Source organism: Pseudomonas sp. AOB-7 (genome assembly GCF_003696305.1).
GTDB lineage: Bacteria > Pseudomonadota > Gammaproteobacteria > Pseudomonadales > Pseudomonadaceae > Aquipseudomonas.
The window spans coordinates 168,845-187,207 of sequence record NZ_RFFK01000006.1 but is presented as its reverse complement, the minus strand read 5'-3'; the positions used below and the strand labels follow the sequence as shown (position 1 = coordinate 187,207).

At 68.6% G+C, this 18,363-nt stretch carries 16 protein-coding genes; 7 read left to right on the top strand and 9 right to left on the bottom strand.

Going from position 1 to position 18,363, the window contains the following annotated elements:
* Positions 1-52: 52 nt before the first annotated feature.
* On the top strand, positions 53-571 hold the full coding sequence (gene yjgA / locus EA796_RS13835; RefSeq protein WP_021444455.1) for a ribosome biogenesis factor YjgA: 519 nt from the start codon (positions 53-55) through the stop codon (positions 569-571).
* A gap of 148 nt (positions 572-719) precedes the next feature.
* On the opposite strand, the gene tldD is transcribed toward yjgA, so the two are convergent.
* From tldD to mreB, 8 genes are all read right to left on the bottom strand, one after another.
* Positions 720-2,162, bottom strand: a complete 1,443-nt coding sequence (gene tldD / locus EA796_RS13830; RefSeq protein WP_122109011.1) for a metalloprotease TldD — start codon at positions 2,160-2,162, stop codon at positions 720-722.
* A gap of 2 nt (positions 2,163-2,164) precedes the next feature.
* Positions 2,165-3,013: a carbon-nitrogen hydrolase family protein gene (locus EA796_RS13825; RefSeq protein WP_122109010.1), complete on the bottom strand. Its 849-nt coding sequence runs from the start codon at positions 3,011-3,013 to the stop codon at positions 2,165-2,167.
* Positions 3,014-3,052: 39 nt separating this feature from the next.
* Positions 3,053-6,871 carry a YhdP family protein gene (locus tag EA796_RS13820; protein ID WP_122109009.1) on the bottom strand — a complete coding sequence of 1,273 codons (3,819 nt, stop codon included), beginning with the start codon at positions 6,869-6,871 and terminating at the stop codon, positions 3,053-3,055.
* Positions 6,872-6,883: 12 nt separating this feature from the next.
* Positions 6,884-8,341, bottom strand: coding sequence for a ribonuclease G (rng, locus tag EA796_RS13815; protein WP_122109008.1), 1,458 nt, complete (start codon positions 8,339-8,341; stop codon positions 6,884-6,886).
* 40 nt (positions 8,342-8,381) lie between these two features.
* Positions 8,382-8,978 (bottom strand): nucleoside triphosphate pyrophosphatase, encoded by a 597-nt coding sequence (locus EA796_RS13810; RefSeq protein WP_021444582.1) that lies wholly within the window; start codon positions 8,976-8,978, stop codon positions 8,382-8,384.
* Positions 8,979-9,027: 49 nt separating this feature from the next.
* Positions 9,028-9,516 carry a rod shape-determining protein MreD gene (gene mreD, locus EA796_RS13805; protein WP_122109007.1) on the bottom strand — a complete coding sequence of 163 codons (489 nt, stop codon included), beginning with the start codon at positions 9,514-9,516 and terminating at the stop codon, positions 9,028-9,030.
* The gene (gene mreC, locus EA796_RS13800) at positions 9,516-10,457 is read right to left on the bottom strand and encodes a rod shape-determining protein MreC (RefSeq protein WP_371921470.1); all 942 of its coding nucleotides are present in this window, start codon (positions 10,455-10,457) and stop codon (positions 9,516-9,518) included. The genes mreD and mreC overlap by 1 nt, the downstream gene beginning before the upstream one ends.
* A gap of 200 nt (positions 10,458-10,657) precedes the next feature.
* Complete coding sequence (gene mreB, locus EA796_RS13795) at positions 10,658-11,695, bottom strand: rod shape-determining protein MreB (RefSeq protein WP_031303301.1); 1,038 nt, start codon at positions 11,693-11,695, stop codon at positions 10,658-10,660.
* 241 nt (positions 11,696-11,936) lie between these two features.
* On the opposite strand from mreB, the gene gatC reads away from it, so the two are divergent.
* The 6 genes from gatC to EA796_RS13765 all read left to right on the top strand — a co-directional run bounded on the left by gatC (position 11,937) and on the right by EA796_RS13765 (position 17,223).
* Positions 11,937-12,224, top strand: a complete 288-nt coding sequence (gene gatC, locus EA796_RS13790) for an Asp-tRNA(Asn)/Glu-tRNA(Gln) amidotransferase subunit GatC (protein ID WP_021444716.1) — start codon at positions 11,937-11,939, stop codon at positions 12,222-12,224.
* 15 nt (positions 12,225-12,239) lie between these two features.
* Positions 12,240-13,691, top strand: coding sequence for an Asp-tRNA(Asn)/Glu-tRNA(Gln) amidotransferase subunit GatA (gene gatA, locus EA796_RS13785; protein ID WP_122109005.1), 1,452 nt, complete (start codon positions 12,240-12,242; stop codon positions 13,689-13,691).
* 11 nt (positions 13,692-13,702) lie between these two features.
* Complete coding sequence (gene gatB, locus EA796_RS13780) at positions 13,703-15,151, top strand: Asp-tRNA(Asn)/Glu-tRNA(Gln) amidotransferase subunit GatB (RefSeq protein WP_021443211.1); 1,449 nt, start codon at positions 13,703-13,705, stop codon at positions 15,149-15,151.
* A 75-nt stretch (positions 15,152-15,226) separates the two neighbouring features.
* A complete protein-coding gene (locus EA796_RS13775) occupies positions 15,227-15,655 on the top strand; it encodes a septal ring lytic transglycosylase RlpA family protein (protein ID WP_122109004.1) in 429 nt (142 codons plus the stop codon).
* A 90-nt stretch (positions 15,656-15,745) separates the two neighbouring features.
* Entirely contained in the window at positions 15,746-16,840 is a 1,095-nt protein-coding gene (locus tag EA796_RS13770) for a calcium/sodium antiporter (RefSeq protein ID WP_122109003.1), read from the top strand.
* Between the two features lie 2 nt (positions 16,841-16,842).
* On the top strand, positions 16,843-17,223 hold the full coding sequence (locus EA796_RS13765) for a carboxymuconolactone decarboxylase family protein (RefSeq protein WP_122109002.1): 381 nt from the start codon (positions 16,843-16,845) through the stop codon (positions 17,221-17,223).
* 88 nt (positions 17,224-17,311) lie between these two features.
* Here the strand turns inward: EA796_RS13765 and EA796_RS13760 are convergent, their stop codons facing one another.
* Entirely contained in the window at positions 17,312-18,253 is a 942-nt protein-coding gene (locus tag EA796_RS13760; RefSeq protein WP_122109001.1) for an AEC family transporter, read from the bottom strand.
* Positions 18,254-18,363: the final 110 nt, after the last annotated feature.

Sequence of the window (18,363 nt, the reverse complement as noted above, 5' to 3'; positions counted from 1 at the left end):
TTGAAGCTGCCCCTACTGCTATCATGGCGGCGTTTCCCACTGGACCCGCCCCATGTCTGATTCCTTCGACGACTTCTCCCTGGAGAAGAGTAAATCCCAGGTCAAACGCGAGCTGCATGCCCTGCAGGAACTCGGCGAGCGCCTGACCACGCTCAAGCCGGACCTGCTGGCCAAGATGCCGCTGACCGACGCCCTGCGCCGTGCCCTGGCCGAAGCGCCGAAACACACCGCCAACGCCGCGCGCAAACGCCATATCCAGTTCATCGGCAAGCTGATGCGCGAACAGGATGTCGAGGCGATCCTCGCCATGCTCGACCAGGTGGACAGCTCCACCCGCGAATACAACGAGCGCTTCCATGCCCTCGAGCGTTGGCGCGACCGCCTGATCGCCGGCGGCGACGAGGCCCTGGAAGGCTTTATCGGCCAGTACCCGGACGCCGACCGCCAGCACCTGCGCGGGTTGATCCGCCATGCCCAGCACGAGGCGGCGCACAACAAGCCGCCCGCCGCCGCGCGCAAGGTGTTCAAGTACATCCGCGAACTGGACGAAATGCAGCGCGGCCTGCGTTGATAACCTCCATCCGTAACGCCGGTAGGTTGGGCTGAGCACAGCGAAGCCCAACAGATGCGCGCCGAGCCGAAAAAGGCCCGGCAGTTGAACGCCGGGCGGAGCGCTGCGCGCTCCCTGTTGGGCTTGGTCGCAGGCTCCTCAACCCAACCTACGCCCCCGTCCCGCCGACGGTGATGGCGTCGATCTTCAGGGTCGGCTGGCCGACGCCCACCGGCACCGACTGGCCGTCCTTGCCGCAGGTACCGACGCCGCTGTCCAGGGCCAGGTCGTTGCCCACCATCGACACCCGACTCATGGCCTCCGGGCCGTTGCCGATCAGGGTCGCGCCCTTGACCGGCGCGGTGATCCGGCCGTCCTCGATCAGGTAGGCCTCGCTGGTGGAGAAGACGAACTTGCCGCTGGTGATGTCGACCTGGCCGCCGCCGAGGTTGGCGCAGTAGATGCCCTTCTTCACCGAACGGATGATCTCCTCCGGGTCGCTCTGCCCGGCCCGCATGTAGGTGTTGGTCATGCGCGGCATCGGCAGGTGCGCGTAGGACTCGCGGCGGCCGTTGCCGGTGCGCGCCACGCCCATCAGGCGGGCGTTGAGCTTGTCCTGCATGTAGCCCTTGAGCACGCCGTTCTCGATCAGCGTGGTGCACTGGGTCGGCGTGCCCTCGTCGTCGACGCTGAGCGAGCCGCGGCGCCCTTCCAGGGTGCCGTCGTCGACTATGGTGCACAGGCTGGAGGCGACCCGCTCGCCGATGCGGCCACTGTAGGCCGAGCTGCCCTTGCGGTTGAAGTCGCCCTCCAGGCCGTGGCCGACCGCCTCGTGCAGCAGCACGCCGGACCAGCCGGCGCCCATCACCACCGGCAGGGTGCCGGCCGGCGCGGGAATCGCCTCGAGGTTGACCAGGGCCTGGCGCAGCGCCTCGCGGGCATAGCCCATGGCGCGATCCTCTTCGAGGAAATAGCGGTAGTCGGTGCGCCCGCCGCCGCCATGGCCGCCGCGCTCGCGACGGCCGTTGTGCTCGACTATGACGCTGACGTTGAAACGCACCAGCGGGCGCACGTCGGCGCTCAGGCTGCCGTCGTGGGCGGCCACCAGCACCCGGTCCCAGACCCCGGCCAGGCTCACGGTGACCTGCTTGATGCGCGGATCGAGGGCGCGGGTGGCGCGGTCGATGCGTTGCAGCAGCTCGACCTTCTCGGCGCGGCCGAGCACGTCCAGGGGGTTGTCCGGTGCGTAGAGGGCACTGACCTGCGGGCTGGCGAAGGCCTGCACGCGGCCCTGCTGCCCGGCGCGGGAGATCGAGCGGGCGGCGCGAGCCGCCTGGCGCAGGGCATCCAGGGTGATGGCGTTGCTGTAGGCGAAGCCGGTCTTCTCGCCGGACTGGGCGCGCACACCGACGCCCTGGTCGAGGTTGAAGCTGCCCTCCTTGACGATGCCGTCCTCCAGCACCCAGGTTTCCGAGACCTGGCTCTGGAAATACAGGTCGGCGGCGTCGATCCCCGGGCCGGCGAGTTCGCCGAGCACGCCGGGCAGGCTGTCGAGGGTCAGGTTGCCGGGGGCGAGCAGGTGCTCGCTGACGGACATCAGCATCGGGTTCATGGTCACTCCACTGCAATCGGACGCACGGCGTCCGATGAAAGAATTCTGCGGTGCGCCTGCACCGGCATGCGTTGCCGGATCGCCGCCTGCTCGGCGCCGTCGCGGCTGGCCAGCAGCACCGCCTGGCCCTGATCCTGCTCGGCCAGCACGCGGCCCCAGGGGTCGACGATGGCCGAATGACCGAAGGTCTGCCGCGGCCCGGGGTGCTCGCCACCCTGCCCCGCCGCCAGCACATAGCACTGGGTCTCGATGGCGCGGGCGCGCACCAGCACCTGCCAGTGCGCGGCGCCGGTCACCGCGGTGAAGGCCGAGGGCGCGCTGATCAGCTCGGCGCCGGCCTGGCGTAGCGCGCCGTACAGCTCGGGAAAGCGCAGATCGTAGCAGACGCTCAGGCCCAGGCGGCCGACCGGGGTATCGGCGACCACGATGCGCTGGCCATGGGCGAAGTCGTCCGACTCGCGGTAGCTGCCACGGTTGTCGGCCACTTCGACGTCGAACAGGTGCAGCTTGTCGTAGCGCGCCACCCGCTGGCCGGCGTCGTCGATCAGCAGCGAACAGGCATGCGGCTTGGCCTCGGGCGCCTCGTCCGGCGGCAGCGGCAGGGTGCCGGCGACTATCCACAACTTGAGGTCGCGCGCGGCCCGTTGCAACCAGGGCAGGATCGGCCCCTGGCCCAGCGCCTCGGCACGGCCGAGCGCGGCCAGGTCGCGGCGGCCCATGGCGGCGAAGTTCTCCGGCAGCACCGCCAGGCGCGCGCCGCCGGCCGCCGCCTGTTCCAGCAGTTGGCGGGCCTGGGTCAAATTGGCCAGCACGTCGTCCTGACTGACCATCTGGATCACGGCAAAGGTCATGGCATACCCGATATGGGATGGAAGCGGATGGCTGACAGCTTACCTGGGTTTCTCGAAAGGCTTGTCAAAACTGATCTGCGGACTCTGCATGGGGCCCTTGACGTCGTACTGCACGCTGGCGAAGCGCGCCACGCGGTCGCCGAGCAGCTTGTCGACGACGAACAGCGCGCCGCCGATGGCCGGGGCGCCGACGATCAGCGCGGCCAGCGGCAGGTTGTTGGTCACCGGCAGGGTCACCAGCAGCTTGGCGTCGATCCGCTCGTTACGCATGTCGAGGTTGCCGTTGAGCTCCAGGTTGCTCGACGGGCCGCTCAGCACGATCGGCTCGCGGGTGACGAACAGGCCGTCGTTGGCCTGCAGCCGCCCCTTGACCCGGTCGTAGCTCAGGCCCTTGCCGAGCAGGTCGGAAAAATCCAGGCGCAGGCGGCGGCCGATGGAGTCGAAATTGAGCAGGCCGAACACCCGCAGCGCCTGCGCCGAACCCTGCACCTCGACGAACTGGCCGTTGCGCAGCGCCGGTTCCAGGCTGCCGGAGAAGCGCTTGAGCGACAGCCAGGCCGGCGAGCCCGGCCAGTTGCCGTCGATATCCAGGCGGAAGCTCTCGCTGGTGGCGCTGGGGGCATAGCCCCAGGCCAGCAGCACCTTGGCCAGGTCCTTGCCCTGCAGACGGCCCTGGTACCAGCTGCGCGTAGCCCCCGGCGCGCCGCGCCAGCCGGCACTGCCGCCGACCTTGAGGCCCTGCAGGTCAAGATCGAGCTGGTCGAAACGCACGCCGTCCGCCTCCGGGCGCGCCTGCAGCGACCAGGAACCGAGAATCTTGGCGCCGCGCCGCACCTCGCCGATGCGGATATCCAGCGCCGGAATCTGCCGCGGGTCGACGGCCGCCAGCGGGTCCGGCGCATCCGCCGGCTTGTCCGGATCGGCGGGCGGCAGGCGCAGGTAATCGAGCTCCACGCGAATCGGCGTCTCCGCCGCATCGGCCAGCAGCACGCGGCCGGCCGCCAGTTCGCTGTCCAGTTGCAGGGCCCAGGCCTGGCCCTCGCGCGCCAGGCCCACTTGCAGATCGTTGAGCTCGCCGCCGAAGCCGCGGAAACGCTCGATCCGCAGCTGGGCGTCCTTGAACAGGCGCTGGCTCTCGGCGTCCACGCTCACCGCATGACGCTGGCGCACCTGCTGCCAGGCGTCCCAGTCCAGCTCGTCGAGCCGGCCGCGCAGGCGCAGGCCCTGGCTGCTGGGCAGCCGCGCCGGGGTGCCGCCGAGCATCAGCTCGCCGCGCCCCTGGCTCAGCTCGCCCGGCGGCGCGGCCAGGGCCAGGCTGGCCAGGTTCTGGTAGTCGAACCAGTAGCGCCGCTCGCGGCCGGCCAGGGTCATGCGCCAGTCGGCGTAGCGCTCCTCGCCGGCCGCCTTGGCGAAGGGCGGCGGCAGGTCGATGGCCACGCCCTTGAGATTGGAGTCGACGCGCAGCTGGCTGTCATCGCCGTCCAGGGTCAGGCGCAGGCGGTAGGGCAGCAAGCCGCTGAGCGGCAGGCTCTGCTCGATGCCGAGCCACTGACGCAGGGTCTCCACCTCGGCCTGGCCGCGCAGATCGAACAGGGTGCGTGTCCGTCCCCGCGCGCCTTCGGCGCTGATGCTGCCGCGCACCTGGCGGCCGAACACCTGGGCCCGCACGTCCGGCGCACTCAGGCCGCTGGCGCTGTTGAAACGGAATGCCCCCTGGATCTGGCTCAGTTGCAGGGCGGGATTGACCAGCTCGAGGCGCGCGCCTTCGGTGGCGAAGTCCACCACCACGCCGGGCGGCGCGCCCTTGGCCAGCGGGATGTCCAGCTGCAGGCGCCCGGCCAGCGGGCCCTCGCCCTGCCAGCCGGCGAACAGCTCGGCGGTGCCCAGCGGCGCCTCCTGCAGCAGCTTGAGGGCGTCGCCCAGGCTGCTGCTCACCTCGCCGTCGAGCTGCAGGCGCGGCGGCTGGCCGTTGTGCAGCAGCGGGATAGCGGCGCTGACCGCGCTCACCTGGCTGTCCAGCAGGCGCCCCTGCTGCAGGCGCACGCGTACGCCGTCGTCCTCGATCAGCACCTGGCCGCGGCCTTCGCGCAGCGCCGGCCAGCCGGGCTGGAAGGCCAGCTCGGCCTCCGCCACCTGGAAGAACAGGCTGAGGCTGCGCGCCGTGATGGCCGCGCCCTTGTTCAGCGAACCCTGGTACTGGAAGTAGCCCTCCTCCACCTTGCCGGCGCGGATCGCGCTCTGCAGCCAGCGGCTCAGTTCGGCGCTCATGCCCGGCGAGCGGGTCGGCAGGTATTTCTCGGTGTAGGCCGCATCGCCGTCGCGCAGGCCGACGCGCAGGTCCATGTAGTCCTCGGCGTCGGGGTCGCGGCGCAGGCGGATCAGCATGTCGCCGGCGAGCTGCCCTTCCTCGCCGTCCAGGCGCATATAGGGGCTGGCCAGGGTCAGGCCATCGTCGTTCCAGGCCCAGCTCAGCCGCGCCTGGGCGTGACGGTAACGCCAGGGGGCAGGGAACAGCTGATCCAGGTGCAGGGCGAAATTCTCGCTATTGAGGCGCAACTCGCCCTGAAACGGGTTCCCCGACACGCTGCCGCTGACGTTCTCGGCCGCCGGCGCGCCGCGGTAGGCGGCGATGCCGACCCGCTCCAGGTTGGCGGCGAACTGCAGACGCGCGGCGCCCTCGCGGCGCGGCTGGTAGTCCAGCTGCAGGTTGGCCACGCCGCCCACCGGGGCCAGCCCGGCCAGCGTCTGCTCGGCGACCTCCGGCAGCGGCGCCAGGGCCTGGACCAGCGGCGCCCAGGCGGCCAGGTCGAAGCGGTCGGCGCGCAGCTGCCAGCGCTCGTCGTCGCTGCCGGCGTGGCTCTGACTCAGGGCCAGGTGCAGCTCGCCGATGCGCCGCTCGCCCTGGTTGAAGGCCAGGGAATCGAGCTGCACCTGTATCCCCGCCTCGCCGCGCTGGAAATAGGCGTTGAAGGCCAGATCCTCCAGGCTCACCGCCTCGCGCTCGGCGTAGCCGCCGCGCACCTGCGGCGCATGCAGGCGCAGCGCGCCGCGCTGCAACTCGCCGCCGCGACTGCTCAGCCACAGCTCGCCGCCGGCCTGCAGGCGCTGCACCTGCCAGGCGGCGGTCAGGCGCGGCGGCAGCCAGGCGGCCCAGTCGCTCTGCGGCAAACTCAGGTAGAGCTCGGCCTGGGTCTGCCGCCACTGCTGCGGCTGCATGCGGGTACGCAGCTGCAGGCTCAGCGGCTGGCCGTCGGGCAGCAGCAGGCGGGCGTCGAGACGCTGGCGGTTGACGCCGTAACGCAGGCTGAGGTTGAGGTAACTGAGTTTCAGCGGCTCCTGTCCGGCGGCCTGCAGCACCAGCTGGCTGTCCACCAGGCTCAGGCGCTGCACCACGCGCAGCCGTTGCAGCAGCTCGGCGACGTCGGCGCGCCCGCCCTGCGGCCCGTCGGGCAGGCCCTGCAGGCGCCAGCTGCCGTCGTCCTGCTGCTGCACGTGCAGCTGCAAACCGGTCAGTTGCAGGTGGCCGATGCGCGCGCGCCGTGCCAGCAGGCTGGCCAGCAGGTCCGGCACCACCCGCACCCGGTCCAGCACCAGGCGCTGCTCGCCATCGCCGACCTGCACGTCGCGCGCCACCAGCAAGGGGGCGAAGCCCTGCCACTGCCCTTCCAGCGCACCGATGCGCACCGGCACGCCGAGCGCGGCGCCGGCGCGGTTCTCCGCCTCCAGGCGGTACTCGGCGACCAGCGGCACCAGCTCGCGGCCCAGGCTGACGTACAGCGCCGCCAGCACCAGCAGCGCGGCACAGAGCCCCAGGCCCCAGCGCAGCAGGGCCATGAACAGACGGGCCAGCGCGTTCATCTCAGCGGCGCCTCAGAGCAGCACCACATCGTACTGTTCCTGGGAGTACATGGTTTCCACCTGGAACTTGATGGTGCGGCCGATAAAGGCCTCCAGATCGGCGACATTGCCCGACTCCTCGTCGAGCAGGCGGTCGACCACCTTCTGGTTGGCCAGCACCCGGTAGCCCTCGGCCTGGTAGGCGCGCGCCTCGCGCAGGATCTCGCGGAAGATCTCGTAGCAGATGGTCTCCGCCGTCTTCAGCTTGCCGCGGCCCTGGCATGCGCTGCACGGCTCGCAGAGCACCTGTTCGAGGCTCTCGCGGGTGCGCTTGCGGGTCATCTGCACCAGCCCCAGCTCGGTGATGCCGATGATGTTGGTCTTGGCGTGGTCGCGCTCCAGCTGCTTCTCCAGGGTGCGCAGCACCTGGCGCTGGTGCTCCTCGTCTTCCATGTCGATGAAATCGATGATGATGATCCCGCCCAGGTTGCGCAGACGCAGCTGACGGGCGATGGCGGTGGCCGCCTCGAGGTTGGTCTTGAAGATGGTCTCTTCGAGGGTGCGGTGGCCGACGAAGGCGCCGGTGTTGACGTCGATGGTGCTCATCGCCTCGGCCGGGTCGACGATCAGGTAGCCGCCGGACTTAAGCGGCACCTTGCGCTCCAGCGCGCGCTGGATCTCGTCTTCGACGCCGTAGAGGTCGAAGATCGGCCGCTCGCCGGGGTAGTGCTCGAGACGGTCGGCGATCTCCGGCATCAGCTCGGCGACGAACTGGGTGATCTTCTGGAAGGTCTCGCGCGAGTCGACGCGGATCTTCTCGGTGCGCGGGCTGACCAGGTCGCGCAGGGTACGCAGGGCCAGCGACAGGTCCTCGTAGATCACCGAGGGCGCCTTGGCGTTCTGGATCTGCGCGGCGATCTGGTCCCACAGCCGGCGCAGGTAACGGATGTCGATGAGGATCTCGTCGGCGCCGGCGCCTTCGGCGGCGGTGCGCAGGATAAAGCCGCCGGCCTCCTCGATGCCCTCGGCCGCCACGCAGTCGGCGACCACCTGCTTGAGCCGCTCGCGCTCGGCCTCGTCCTCGATCTTCAGCGAGATGCCGACGTGGCTGGTGCGCGGCATGTACACCAGGTAGCGCGAGGGAATCGACAGCTGGGTGGTCAGGCGCGCGCCCTTGCTGGCGATGGGGTCCTTGGTCACCTGTACCACCAGGGCCTGGCCCTCATGCACCAGGGCGCTGATCGACTCCACCGCGGCGCCCTCGCGGGTGGAAATTTCCGAGGCGTGGATAAAGGCCGCGCGCTCCAGGCCGATGTCGACGAACGCCGCCTGCATGCCCGGCAGCACGCGCACCACCTTGCCCTTGTAGATGTTGCCGACGATGCCGCGCTTCTGCGTGCGTTCGACGTGCACTTCCTGCAGCACGCCGTTTTCCACCACCGCCACGCGCGATTCCATCGGCGTGATATTGATCAGAATCTCTTCGCTCATGCATCCATCCCGCTGGATTGGGCGGCGCGCTGCCGCAAGTTTAGCGCTGGGCCGGCAACTGCCAGCAGGCAATGCCGAATTCGCCGAGCAACTCGGCCGTCTCGCACAGCGGCAGGCCGACCACCGCCGAATAGCTGCCTTCGAGGCGGCTGACGAATACCGCCGCCAGCCCCTGGATACCATAGCTGCCGGCCTTGTCGCACGGCTCGCCGCTGGCCCAGTAGGCTTCGATCTCGCGCTCGCTCAGGGCGCGGAAGGTCACGCTGCTGGCCACCACCCGCGCCGCCTCGCGTCCGCCACCGGCCAGCGCCACCGCGGTCAGTACCTGATGGCTACGCCCGGACAGCGCCTGCAGCATGGCGCGCGACTCGGCGAAATCGGCCGGTTTGCCGAGGATGCGCCCATCGAGCACCACCGCGGTATCGGCGCCGAGCACCACGGCATCGGCTGACTCGCTCAGGGCGGCCAGACCGGCGCGCGCCTTTTCCCGCGCCAGGCGCTCTACATAGGCGACGGCGGGCTCGTCTGGCAACGGATTTTCGTCTATCGCGGCGATTTGCGTGACGCAGGGCACGGCGATCTGCGCCAGCAGCTCGCGGCGGCGCGGCGAGGCAGAGGCCAGAAACAGCTTGGCCATACGAACTTCTCCCTGTCGGACGAGGCGCGGCCGGCCGCAGCTGGCGCGCTCAGTTGACGTTAAGGCGCTGGTGCAACCCGCGCAGGATGACGCAGACCCAAGGCCAGAGCAGCGCGCTGACCAGCGCCGGCAGCACGAAGGCCAGGGTCGGCGGACGGCTGCCGGTCAGGGCATTGAGCCACAGCTGCACCAGCTGAGCCAGGCCGAACACCACCAGCAGCACGGTGCTCTGCTGCCACATGGGGAACATGCGCAGGCGCTGGTGCAGGCTCAGCACCAGGAAGGTGATCAGGGTCAGGATCAGCGCGTTCTGCCCGAGCAGGGTGCCGAACAGCACGTCCTGGGCCAGGCCGAGCACCCAGGCGGTGGTCATGCCGACCCGATGCGGCAGGGCCAGCACCCAGTAGGTGAGCAGCAGCGCCACCCACAGCGGCCGGCCGATCTGCATGAACTCCGGCAGCGGCGAGACGCTGAGCAGCAGGCCGAAGGCCAGGCTGAGCCAGATCACCCAGCCGTTGCGCGGTTGCACGCCGACCATCAGTTGGTCTCCTCTGCGGGGGCGGGCGACGCCACCGGGGCCGCGGCCGACTCGGCAGCCGCCGGCGGCTCGGCGGCCGGCGCAGCGCCCTGGCTGCGCGCCTGCTCGGCCTCGCGGTCGGCGGCTTCCTGGGCCTCAGCGGAATCGTTGGCGCGCTGTTCCGGGGTGCGCTGATCGGAGAACACCAGCAGCAGGTAGCGACTGCGATTGAGCGCGGCAGTGGGCACGGCGCGGACGATGGCGAAGGGCTGGCCGGAGTCGTGGATCACTTCCTTGACCGTGGCCACCGGGTAACCGGCGGGAAAGCGCTGGCCCATGCCGGAGCTGACCAGCAGGTCGCCCTCCTTGATGTCGGCGGTGTCGGCCACGTGGCGCAGTTCCAGGCGCTCCGGGTTGCCGGTGCCGACGGCGATGGCGCGCAGGCCGCTGCGGTTGACCTGCACCGGAATGCTGTGGGTGGTGTCGGTGAGCAGCAGCACCCGCGCGGTGTAGGGCATGATCTCCACCACCTGGCCCATCAGGCCGCGGGCGTCGAGCACCGGCTGGCCGAGGAATACGCCGTCCTTCTCGCCCTTGTCGATGAGGATGCGGTGGGTATAGGGATTGGGGTCGACGCCGATCAGCTCGCCGACCAGCACTTCCTCGTCCAACAGCGCCGCCGAGTTGAGCAGCTCGCGCAGGCGCACGTTCTGCTCGGTCAGCGCGGCCAGCTTCTGCAGGCGGCGCTGCAGCAGCAGGGCCTCGGCCTTGAGCTTCTCGTTCTCGGCCATCAGTTCGCTGCGACTGGAAATCTGCTGGGTGGCGCCATCCCAGGCGCGCACCGGCAGGTCGGCCAGCCAGTAGAAGGGCGTCAGCACCAGGCCCAGCTGGCTGCGCAGCGGCTTGAGCGCCTCGAAACGGGCATCGACCACCATCAGCACGGCCGAGAGCACGGCCAGCACCAGCAGGCGGATGCCCAGCGAGGGGCCTTTGGCGAAGAGCGGCTTAATGGCCGACCCCTTGTGCGCCGCGAGGGCGGAAGACGCGCGAGTTCATGCGAAAGACAAACCGATCCGGCAAGGAATGGGGCGAGTGTACTGCAGTGCTTGAACATGCGCGTGCCGCCCGAAGGCGGCACGGCGGACCCGGCTGGAGCGTCGGATTACTCCGAGGACAGCAGGTCCATGGTGTGGCGATCCATCATCTCCAGCGCCTTGCCGCCGCCACGGGCGACGCAGGTCAGCGGGTCTTCGGCGACTATCACCGGCAGGCCGGTTTCCTGCGACAGCAGCTTGTCCAGGTCGCGCAGCAGCGCACCGCCGCCGGTCAGCACCAGGCCGCGTTCGGCGATGTCCGAGGCCAGCTCGGGCGGCGACTGCTCCAGCGCGCTCTTGACCGCCTGGACGATGGTCGCCAGGGATTCCTGCAGCGCCTCGAGCACTTCGTTGGAATTGAGGGTGAAGCTGCGCGGCACGCCCTCGGCCAGGTTGCGGCCGCGCACGTCGACTTCGCGGATTTCGCCGCCCGGGTAGGCGGTACCGATTTCCTGCTTGATCCGCTCGGCGGTGGATTCGCCGATCAGCGAGCCGTAGTTACGGCGCACGTAGGTGATGATGGCTTCGTCGAAGCGGTCGCCGCCGACCCGCACGGATTCGGCGTAGACCACGCCGTTCAGCGAGATCAGGGCGATTTCGGTGGTGCCGCCACCGATGTCGACGACCATCGAGCCGCGCGCTTCTTCCACCGGCAGGCCGGCGCCGATGGCCGCGGCCATGGGTTCTTCGATCAGGAACACTTCGCGGGCGCCGGCGCCGAGCGCCGATTCGCGGATGGCGCGGCGCTCGACCTGGGTCGACTTGCACGGCACGCAGATCAGCACGCGCGGCGAGGGCTGCAGGAAGCTGTTCTCGTGCACCTTGTTGATGAAGTACTGCAGCATCTTCTCGCAGACGCTGAAGTCGGCGATCACGCCGTCCTTCATCGGGCGGATGGCGGCGATGTTGCCCGGGGTACGGCCGAGCATGCGCTTGGCCTCGGAACCGACGGCGACGACACTTTTCTGGTTACCGTGGGTACGGATGGCGACCACCGACGGCTCGTTCAGCACGATGCCGCGTTCGCGCACATAAATGAGGGTATTGGCAGTGCCCAGGTCGATCGACAGATCGCTGGAAAACATGCCACGCAGTTTCTTGAACATGGGGAAAGGGACCCTAGGCAACGCGTGGGTAAAGGCAAAGCGCGAAAACGCGCAGGTAAAAAGTGCGGCAAACTCTAACAACGGCAGGGATTTTGAGCAAGGCGGCAATATGGTAGATTGCCTGTTTTTCCGGGCCTTGCAGCCGCACATCGCGGCCTTTGACCGCCGGCTCGCGACATCCGTTCCCTGCGTCAGGCACGCATAGCAAGACCCCGATCACACTTCCACTGGAGAACCCCCGATGGCGCTTGAACGCTCCGAGGTGGAAAAAATCGCCCACCTGGCCCGCCTGGGCCTGAACGAAGGCGATCTTCCGCAAACCACCGCGACCCTGAACAACATCCTCGGCCTGATCGATCAGATGCAGGCGGTCGACACCCAGGGCATCGAGCCCCTGGCCCACCCGCTGGAAGCCACCCAGCGCCTGCGCGCCGACGTGGTCTGCGAGAGCAACCAGCGCGACGCCTACCAGGCCATCGCCCCGGCCGTGGAAAACGGCCTGTACCTCGTGCCGAAAGTCATCGAATAAAGGAAAGGGCCTGACATGCATCAACTGACCCTGGCCGAGATCGCCCGCGCACTCGCCGCCAAAGAATTCTCCGCCGAAGAGCTGAGCCGCAGCCTGCTGGCGCGCATCGCGCAGCTCGATCCGCAGCTCAACAGCTTTATCACCGTCACCAGCGATCTCGCCATCGAGCAGGCCAAGGCCGCCGACGCCCGTCGCGCCGCCGGCGAGAGCGGCGCCCTGCTCGGCGCGCCGATCGCCCACAAGGACCTGTTCTGCACCAAGAACGTGCTGACGTCCTGCGGCTCGAAGATCCTCACCGGCTTCAAGGCGCCCTACGACGCCACCGTGGTGGAAAAGCTCGCAGCCGCCGGCGCCGTGACCCTGGGCAAGCTGAACATGGACGAGTTCGCCATGGGCTCGGCCAACGAATCCAGCCACTACGGCCCGGTGAAGAACCCCTGGGACCTCTCCCGCGTACCCGGCGGCTCCAGCGGCGGCAGCGCCGCCGCGGTGGCCGCGCGCCTGCTGCCGGCCGCCACCGGCACCGACACCGGCGGCTCGATCCGCCAGCCGGCGGCACTGACCAACCTCACCGGGATCAAGCCCACCTACGGCCGAGTTTCGCGCTGGGGCATGATCGCCTACGCCTCCAGCCTCGATCAGGGCGGCCCGCTGGCCCGCACCGCCGAGGACTGCGCCCTGCTGCTCGGCGCCATGGTCGGCTTCGATGCCAAGGACAGCACCAGCGTCGAGCAGCCGGTGGACGACTACCTGGCCGCCCTGAGCCAGCCGCTGGCCGGCCTGCGCATCGGTCTGCCGAAGGAATACTTCGGCGCCGGCCTCGACGCGCGTATCGGCGAGAAGGTGCTGGCCGTGGTCGAGGAGCTGAAGAAGCTCGGCGCCACGGTGAAGGACATCTCGCTGCCGAACATGCAGCACGCCATCCCCGCCTACTACGTGATCGCGCCGGCCGAGGCCAGCTCCAACCTGTCGCGCTTCGACGGCGTGCGCTTCGGCTACCGCTGCGAGAACCCGGTCAACCTCGAAGACCTGTACAAGCGCTCGCGCGGCGAAGGCTTCGGCGCCGAGGTCAAGCGGCGCATCATGGTCGGCACCTACGCGCTGTCGGCCGGTTACTACGACGCCTACTACATCAAGGCGCAGCAGATCCGCCGGCTGATCAAGAACGACTTCGTCGCGGCCTTCAATGAGGTCGACCTGATCCTCGGCCCGACCACGCCGAACCTGGCCTGGAAGCTCGGCGAGAAGAACGCCGACCCGGTGTCCGCCTACCTGGAAGACATCTACACCATCACCGCCAACCTCGCCGGCATCCCCGGCCTGTCGATGCCAGCCGGCTTCGTCGATGGCCTGCCGGTGGGCGTGCAGCTGCTCGGCAACTACTTCCAGGAAGGCCGCCTGCTGAATGTCGCGCACCAGTACCAGCAGGTCAGCGACTGGCATAAACAAGCACCGAGCGGCTTCTGAGGACGACAAAGATGCAATGGGAAACAGTCATCGGGCTCGAGATCCACGCTCAGCTCAGCACCCAATCGAAGATCTTCTCGGCCAGCGCCACCAGCTTCGGCGCCGAGCCCAACACCCAGGCCAGCCTGATCGACCTCGGCATGCCCGGCACCCTGCCGGTGCTCAACGCCGAGGCGGTGCGCATGGCGGTGAAGTTCGGCCTGGCGATCGACGCGCACATCGCGCCGCAGAACGTCTTCGCCCGCAAGAACTACTTCTACCCTGACCTGCCCAAGGGCTACCAGACCAGCCAGATGGAGCATCCCATTGTCGGCAAGGGCCATCTGGACATCAGCCTGGAAGACGGCACGGTCAAGCGCATCGGCATCACCCGCGCGCACCTGGAAGAGGACGCCGGCAAGAGCCTGCACGAAGACTTCCACGGCATGAGCGGCATCGACCTGAACCGTGCCGGCACGCCGCTACTGGAGATCGTCTCCGAGCCGGATATCCGCTCGGCCAAGGAGGCGGTGGCTTATGTCAAGGCCATCCACGCCCTGGTGCGCTACTTAGGGATTTGCGACGGCAATATGGCCGAAGGCTCGCTGCGCTGCGACTGCAACGTCTCGGTACGGCCCAAGGGCCAGGTCGAGTTCGGCACCCGCGCCGAGATCAAGAACGTCAACTCCTTCCGCTTTATCGAAAAGGCCATCAACCACGAGGTGCAGCGGCAGATCGAGCTGATCGAGGACGGCGGCCAGGTGGTGCAGGAAACCCGCCTGTACGACCCGAACAAGGACCAGACCCGCTCCATGCGCAGCAAGGAGGAAGCCAACGACTACCGCTACTTCCCCTGCCCCGACCTGCTGCCGGTGGTGATCGAGCCAAGCTTCCTCGACGAGGTGCGCGCCAGCCTGCCGGAGCTGCCGGTGCAAAAGCGCGAGCGTTTCGAGAGCCAGTTCGGCCTGTCCGCCTACGACGCCACGGTGCTGGCCGCCAGTCGCGAGCTGGCCGACTACTTCGAGGCGGTCAATGCGGTGTGCGGCGACGCCAAGCTGGCGGCCAACTGGGTGATGGGCGAGCTGTCCAGCCTGCTCAACAAGGACAACCTGGAAATCGAGCAGTCGCCGGTGTCCGCCGAGCAGCTGGGCGGGATGATCCTGCGCATCAAGGACAACACCATCAGCGGCAAGATCGCCAAGATGGTGTTCGAGGCCCTGGCGGCCGGCGAAGGCACCAGCGCCGATGAAGTGATCGAGAAGAAGGGCCTCAAGCAGGTCACCGACTCCGGCGCCATCGAGAAGATGCTCGACGAAGTGCTGGCGGCCAACGCCGAGCAGGTCGAGCAGTATCGCGCCAGCGACGAAGCCAAGCGCGGCAAGATGTTCGGCTTCTTCGTCGGCCAGGCGATGAAGGCCTCGAAAGGCAAGGCCAACCCGGGGCAAGTGAACGAACTGCTGAAGAAGAAGCTCGAAGGCTGAGCCGGATCGGCTCGCTTGCAACAGCTGTAACGACGCCGGGCTTGCCCGGCGTTCGTTTACCTGGAGAACCAGACGATGCTCATTTGTAACCCGGATGCAATTCGGGAATCCTTGCGCCCCCGGATTGCATCCGGGCTACAGGCCGTCGTCGTGCTCGGCCTGCTCGCCGTGCTCGCCGGCTGCTCCACCTTCGGCAGCAGCAGCGGCAGCGGTGCCACGGAAACCGGCAAGGCCTCCTACTATGGCGACCGCCACCATGGTCGCAAGACCGCCAGCGGCGAGCGCTTCGACCAGCACGCGCTGACCGCCGCGCACCGCAGCCTGCCGTTCGGCACCCGGGTGCGGGTCACCAATCTGAGCAACGAACGCAGCGTGGTGGTGCGCATCAACGACCGCGGCCCCTTCGTGCGCGGGCGCATCATCGACGTCTCGCGCGCCGCCGCCGAACGCCTGGGCATGCTGCGCGCCGGCGTGGTGCCGGTGCGGGTCGAACAACTGAAGTGAAACAGGACTGGTAACAAATAGCGCCCCCGCCCCTCTGGCGCGGCGATACGCCATCGCTACACTAGCCGCATTTTTCCCGGAGCCCCCGCAATGACAATGATGACCTACGTCTACCTGATCGCCGGCCTGGTGCTGCTGGTCGCCGGCGCCGAAGTGCTGGTACGCGGCGCCGCCAAGCTGGCCGCGCAGTTCGGCATCCCGCCGCTGATCATCGGCCTGACCGTGGTGGCCTTCGGCACCAGCGCGCCGGAAACCGCGGTCAGCGTGCAGTCGGCGATCAACGGCAGCGGCGACCTGGCGATCGGCAACGTGGTCGGCAGCAACATCGCCAACGTCCTGCTGATTCTCGGCCTGACCGCCCTGGTCGCGCCGCTGATCGTCTCGCGCCAGCTGATCCGCCTCGACGTGCCGATCATGATCGGCGCCAGCCTGGTGACCTTCGCCCTGGCCTGGGACGGCGAACTGAGCCGCCTCGACGGCGCCCTGCTGTTCGCCGGCGTGCTGGCCTACACCGGCTTCCTGATCTACAGCGCCCGCCAGGACAAGGGCGGCGCAGACGACGAGTTCGCCAAGGAATTCGGCCTGAACGAACCGGCCAAACCCCATGCCTGGGTGGTCAACCTGGGCCTGATCGTCGCCGGCCTGGTGCTGCTGGTGGGCGGCTCCAACCTGCTGGTCGAAGGCGCCGTGCAACTGGCCCGCGCCCTCGGCCTGTCGGAGCTGGTGATCGGCCTGACCGTGATTGCCGTCGGCACCTCGCTGCCGGAACTGGCCACCTCGATCATCGCCGCCTTCAAGGGCGAGCGCGACATCGCCGTGGGCAACATAGTCGGCAGCAACATCTTCAACCTGCTGTGCGTGCTGGGCCTGGCCTCGCTGGTGGCGCCGGCGGCGATTTCCGTGTCGCCCAACGCCCTGGCCTTCGACTTCCCGGTGATGATCGCGGTGGCCGTGGTCTGCCTGCCGATCTTCTTCGCCGGCTACCGCATCAACCGCTGGGAAGGCGCGCTGTTCCTCGCCTACTACGCGGCCTACACCGGCTACCTGGTGCTGTTCGCCACCGGCCGGCCGTTCGCCCAGACCTTCGGCGAGGCGATGATCGGCTACGTGCTGCCGCTGACCGCCGTGACCCTGGCGATCATCGCCGTGCGTGCCTGGCACAAGCAGCGCGGCCAGGAGATCTGAACATGAGCGACAACCACGAGCAGGGTCTCAAGGTGCGCCGCGAGGTGATGGGCGACACCTTCGTCGAGCGCGCCCTGGGCAACGCCACCGCGTTCACTCAGCCGCTGCAGGACTTCGTCAACGAGCACGCCTGGGGCGGCGTGTGGACCCGCGACGGCCTGCCGCGCGCCACCCGCAGCCTGATCACCCTGGCCGCGCTGACCGCGCTGAAGTGCCCGCAGGAACTCAAGGGCCACGTGCGCGGCGCGCTGAACAACGGCTGCACGGTGGAGGAAATCCGCGAGACCCTGCTGCACTGCGCGGTCTACGCCGGCGTGCCGGCCAGCATCGACGCCTTCCGCGCGGCGCAGGAAGTGATCGAGGACTACCAGCGCGGCACTTGAGCTGGACATGCGGCCGTGGGAGGGGCTTCAGCCGCGAACCCAGCGAAGGTCGCCGCTGAAGCCCCTCCCGCAGGCGGCCCGCCGCTCGCTAGATCCAGCCGCCCCATTGCAATAGCAACAGCCCAACATTGGTGGTCACCACCGCCGCCAAGGTGGTGATCACTATGATCGCCGCCGCCAGTTCGTGGTTGGCGCCCACGGCGCGGGCCATGACGAAGCTGGCCGCCGCCGTGGGGCTGGCGAAGTAGAGGAAGAGGATCGCCAGATCCGCCTCACGAAAGCCGTACAGCCAGGCGCCCGCGGTTGCCAGCAGCGGCAGCCAGACCATCTTCATCAGGCTGGAACTCAGTGCCGTGCCGCTGCTGCGGCGCAGCGAGGCCAGGCTGAGGGTGCCGCCGATGCAGATCAGCGCCAGTGGCAGGGTCATCTGCGCGAAGTACTCGGCCGAGGTCAGCAGCCAGTCCGGCAACGCGATCCGCCAGTAGGCGAAGGGAATCGCCAGCAGCACGCCGATGATCAGCGGATTGCGCAGGATGCTCCTGGCGATGGCCAGCGGCCCGGTCTTGGCGCCGGGGCTGTAGATGGCCAGGACGATGGCCGAGAGCACGTTGTAGCAGAGGATCACCACCCCGCCGAGCACCGCCCCCAGGGACAGGCCGTAGTCGCCGTAGAGGCTGGTGGCCAGGGCCAGACCGACGATGCCGTTGTTACCGCGAAAGGCGCCCTGGGTGTAGATGCCGCGATCCTCGAAGGGGATGCGCCAGATCGCCCAGCCCCAGGCCAGGACGAAGCACACCAGGGTGGCAGCGACGAAGAACAGCAGCAGCGCCGGCTGCAGGGCGCTGCCCAGATCGGCCCGGACTATGCCGAGAAACAACAGGGTCGGCATGGTGCCGCGAAACACCAGGCTCGAGGCGGTATCGATAAAGGTGCGGTCGATCCAGTGCAGGCGCTTGAGCGCCACGCCGAGAAACAGCATGGCGAATACCGGCGCGGTGATGGCGAGGGTTTGCTGGACGACGGCGAACATGGCGATCCCGGCGGGAGTTGTATGACGACCTATGTTAGCCGGCTAATCATTGCCCTGCTACCGTCGCCCGTTCGATTCCGTAGCCCGGATGCAATCCGGGGTTGACGGTA

What these genes read in the sequence shown, in the direction of transcription:
- yjgA (WP_021444455.1), top strand. Translation starts at nt 53, where the DNA reads ATGTCTGATTCCTTCGACGACTTCTCCCTGGAGAAGAGTAAATCCCAG.
- tldD (WP_122109011.1), bottom strand. Translation starts at nt 2,162, where the DNA reads ATGAACCCGATGCTGATGTCCGTCAGCGAGCACCTGCTCGCCCCCGGC.
- EA796_RS13825 (WP_122109010.1), bottom strand. Translation starts at nt 3,013, where the DNA reads ATGACCTTTGCCGTGATCCAGATGGTCAGTCAGGACGACGTGCTGGCC.
- EA796_RS13820 (WP_122109009.1), bottom strand. Translation starts at nt 6,871, where the DNA reads ATGAACGCGCTGGCCCGTCTGTTCATGGCCCTGCTGCGCTGGGGCCTG.
- rng (WP_122109008.1), bottom strand. Translation starts at nt 8,341, where the DNA reads ATGAGCGAAGAGATTCTGATCAATATCACGCCGATGGAATCGCGCGTG.
- EA796_RS13810 (WP_021444582.1), bottom strand. Translation starts at nt 8,978, where the DNA reads ATGGCCAAGCTGTTTCTGGCCTCTGCCTCGCCGCGCCGCCGCGAGCTG.
- mreD (WP_122109007.1), bottom strand. Translation starts at nt 9,516, where the DNA reads ATGGTCGGCGTGCAACCGCGCAACGGCTGGGTGATCTGGCTCAGCCTG.
- mreB (WP_031303301.1), bottom strand. Translation starts at nt 11,695, where the DNA reads ATGTTCAAGAAACTGCGTGGCATGTTTTCCAGCGATCTGTCGATCGAC.
- gatC (WP_021444716.1), top strand. Translation starts at nt 11,937, where the DNA reads ATGGCGCTTGAACGCTCCGAGGTGGAAAAAATCGCCCACCTGGCCCGC.
- gatA (WP_122109005.1), top strand. Translation starts at nt 12,240, where the DNA reads ATGCATCAACTGACCCTGGCCGAGATCGCCCGCGCACTCGCCGCCAAA.
- gatB (WP_021443211.1), top strand. Translation starts at nt 13,703, where the DNA reads ATGCAATGGGAAACAGTCATCGGGCTCGAGATCCACGCTCAGCTCAGC.
- EA796_RS13775 (WP_122109004.1), top strand. Translation starts at nt 15,227, where the DNA reads ATGCTCATTTGTAACCCGGATGCAATTCGGGAATCCTTGCGCCCCCGG.
- EA796_RS13770 (WP_122109003.1), top strand. Translation starts at nt 15,746, where the DNA reads ATGACAATGATGACCTACGTCTACCTGATCGCCGGCCTGGTGCTGCTG.
- EA796_RS13765 (WP_122109002.1), top strand. Translation starts at nt 16,843, where the DNA reads ATGAGCGACAACCACGAGCAGGGTCTCAAGGTGCGCCGCGAGGTGATG.
- EA796_RS13760 (WP_122109001.1), bottom strand. Translation starts at nt 18,253, where the DNA reads ATGTTCGCCGTCGTCCAGCAAACCCTCGCCATCACCGCGCCGGTATTC.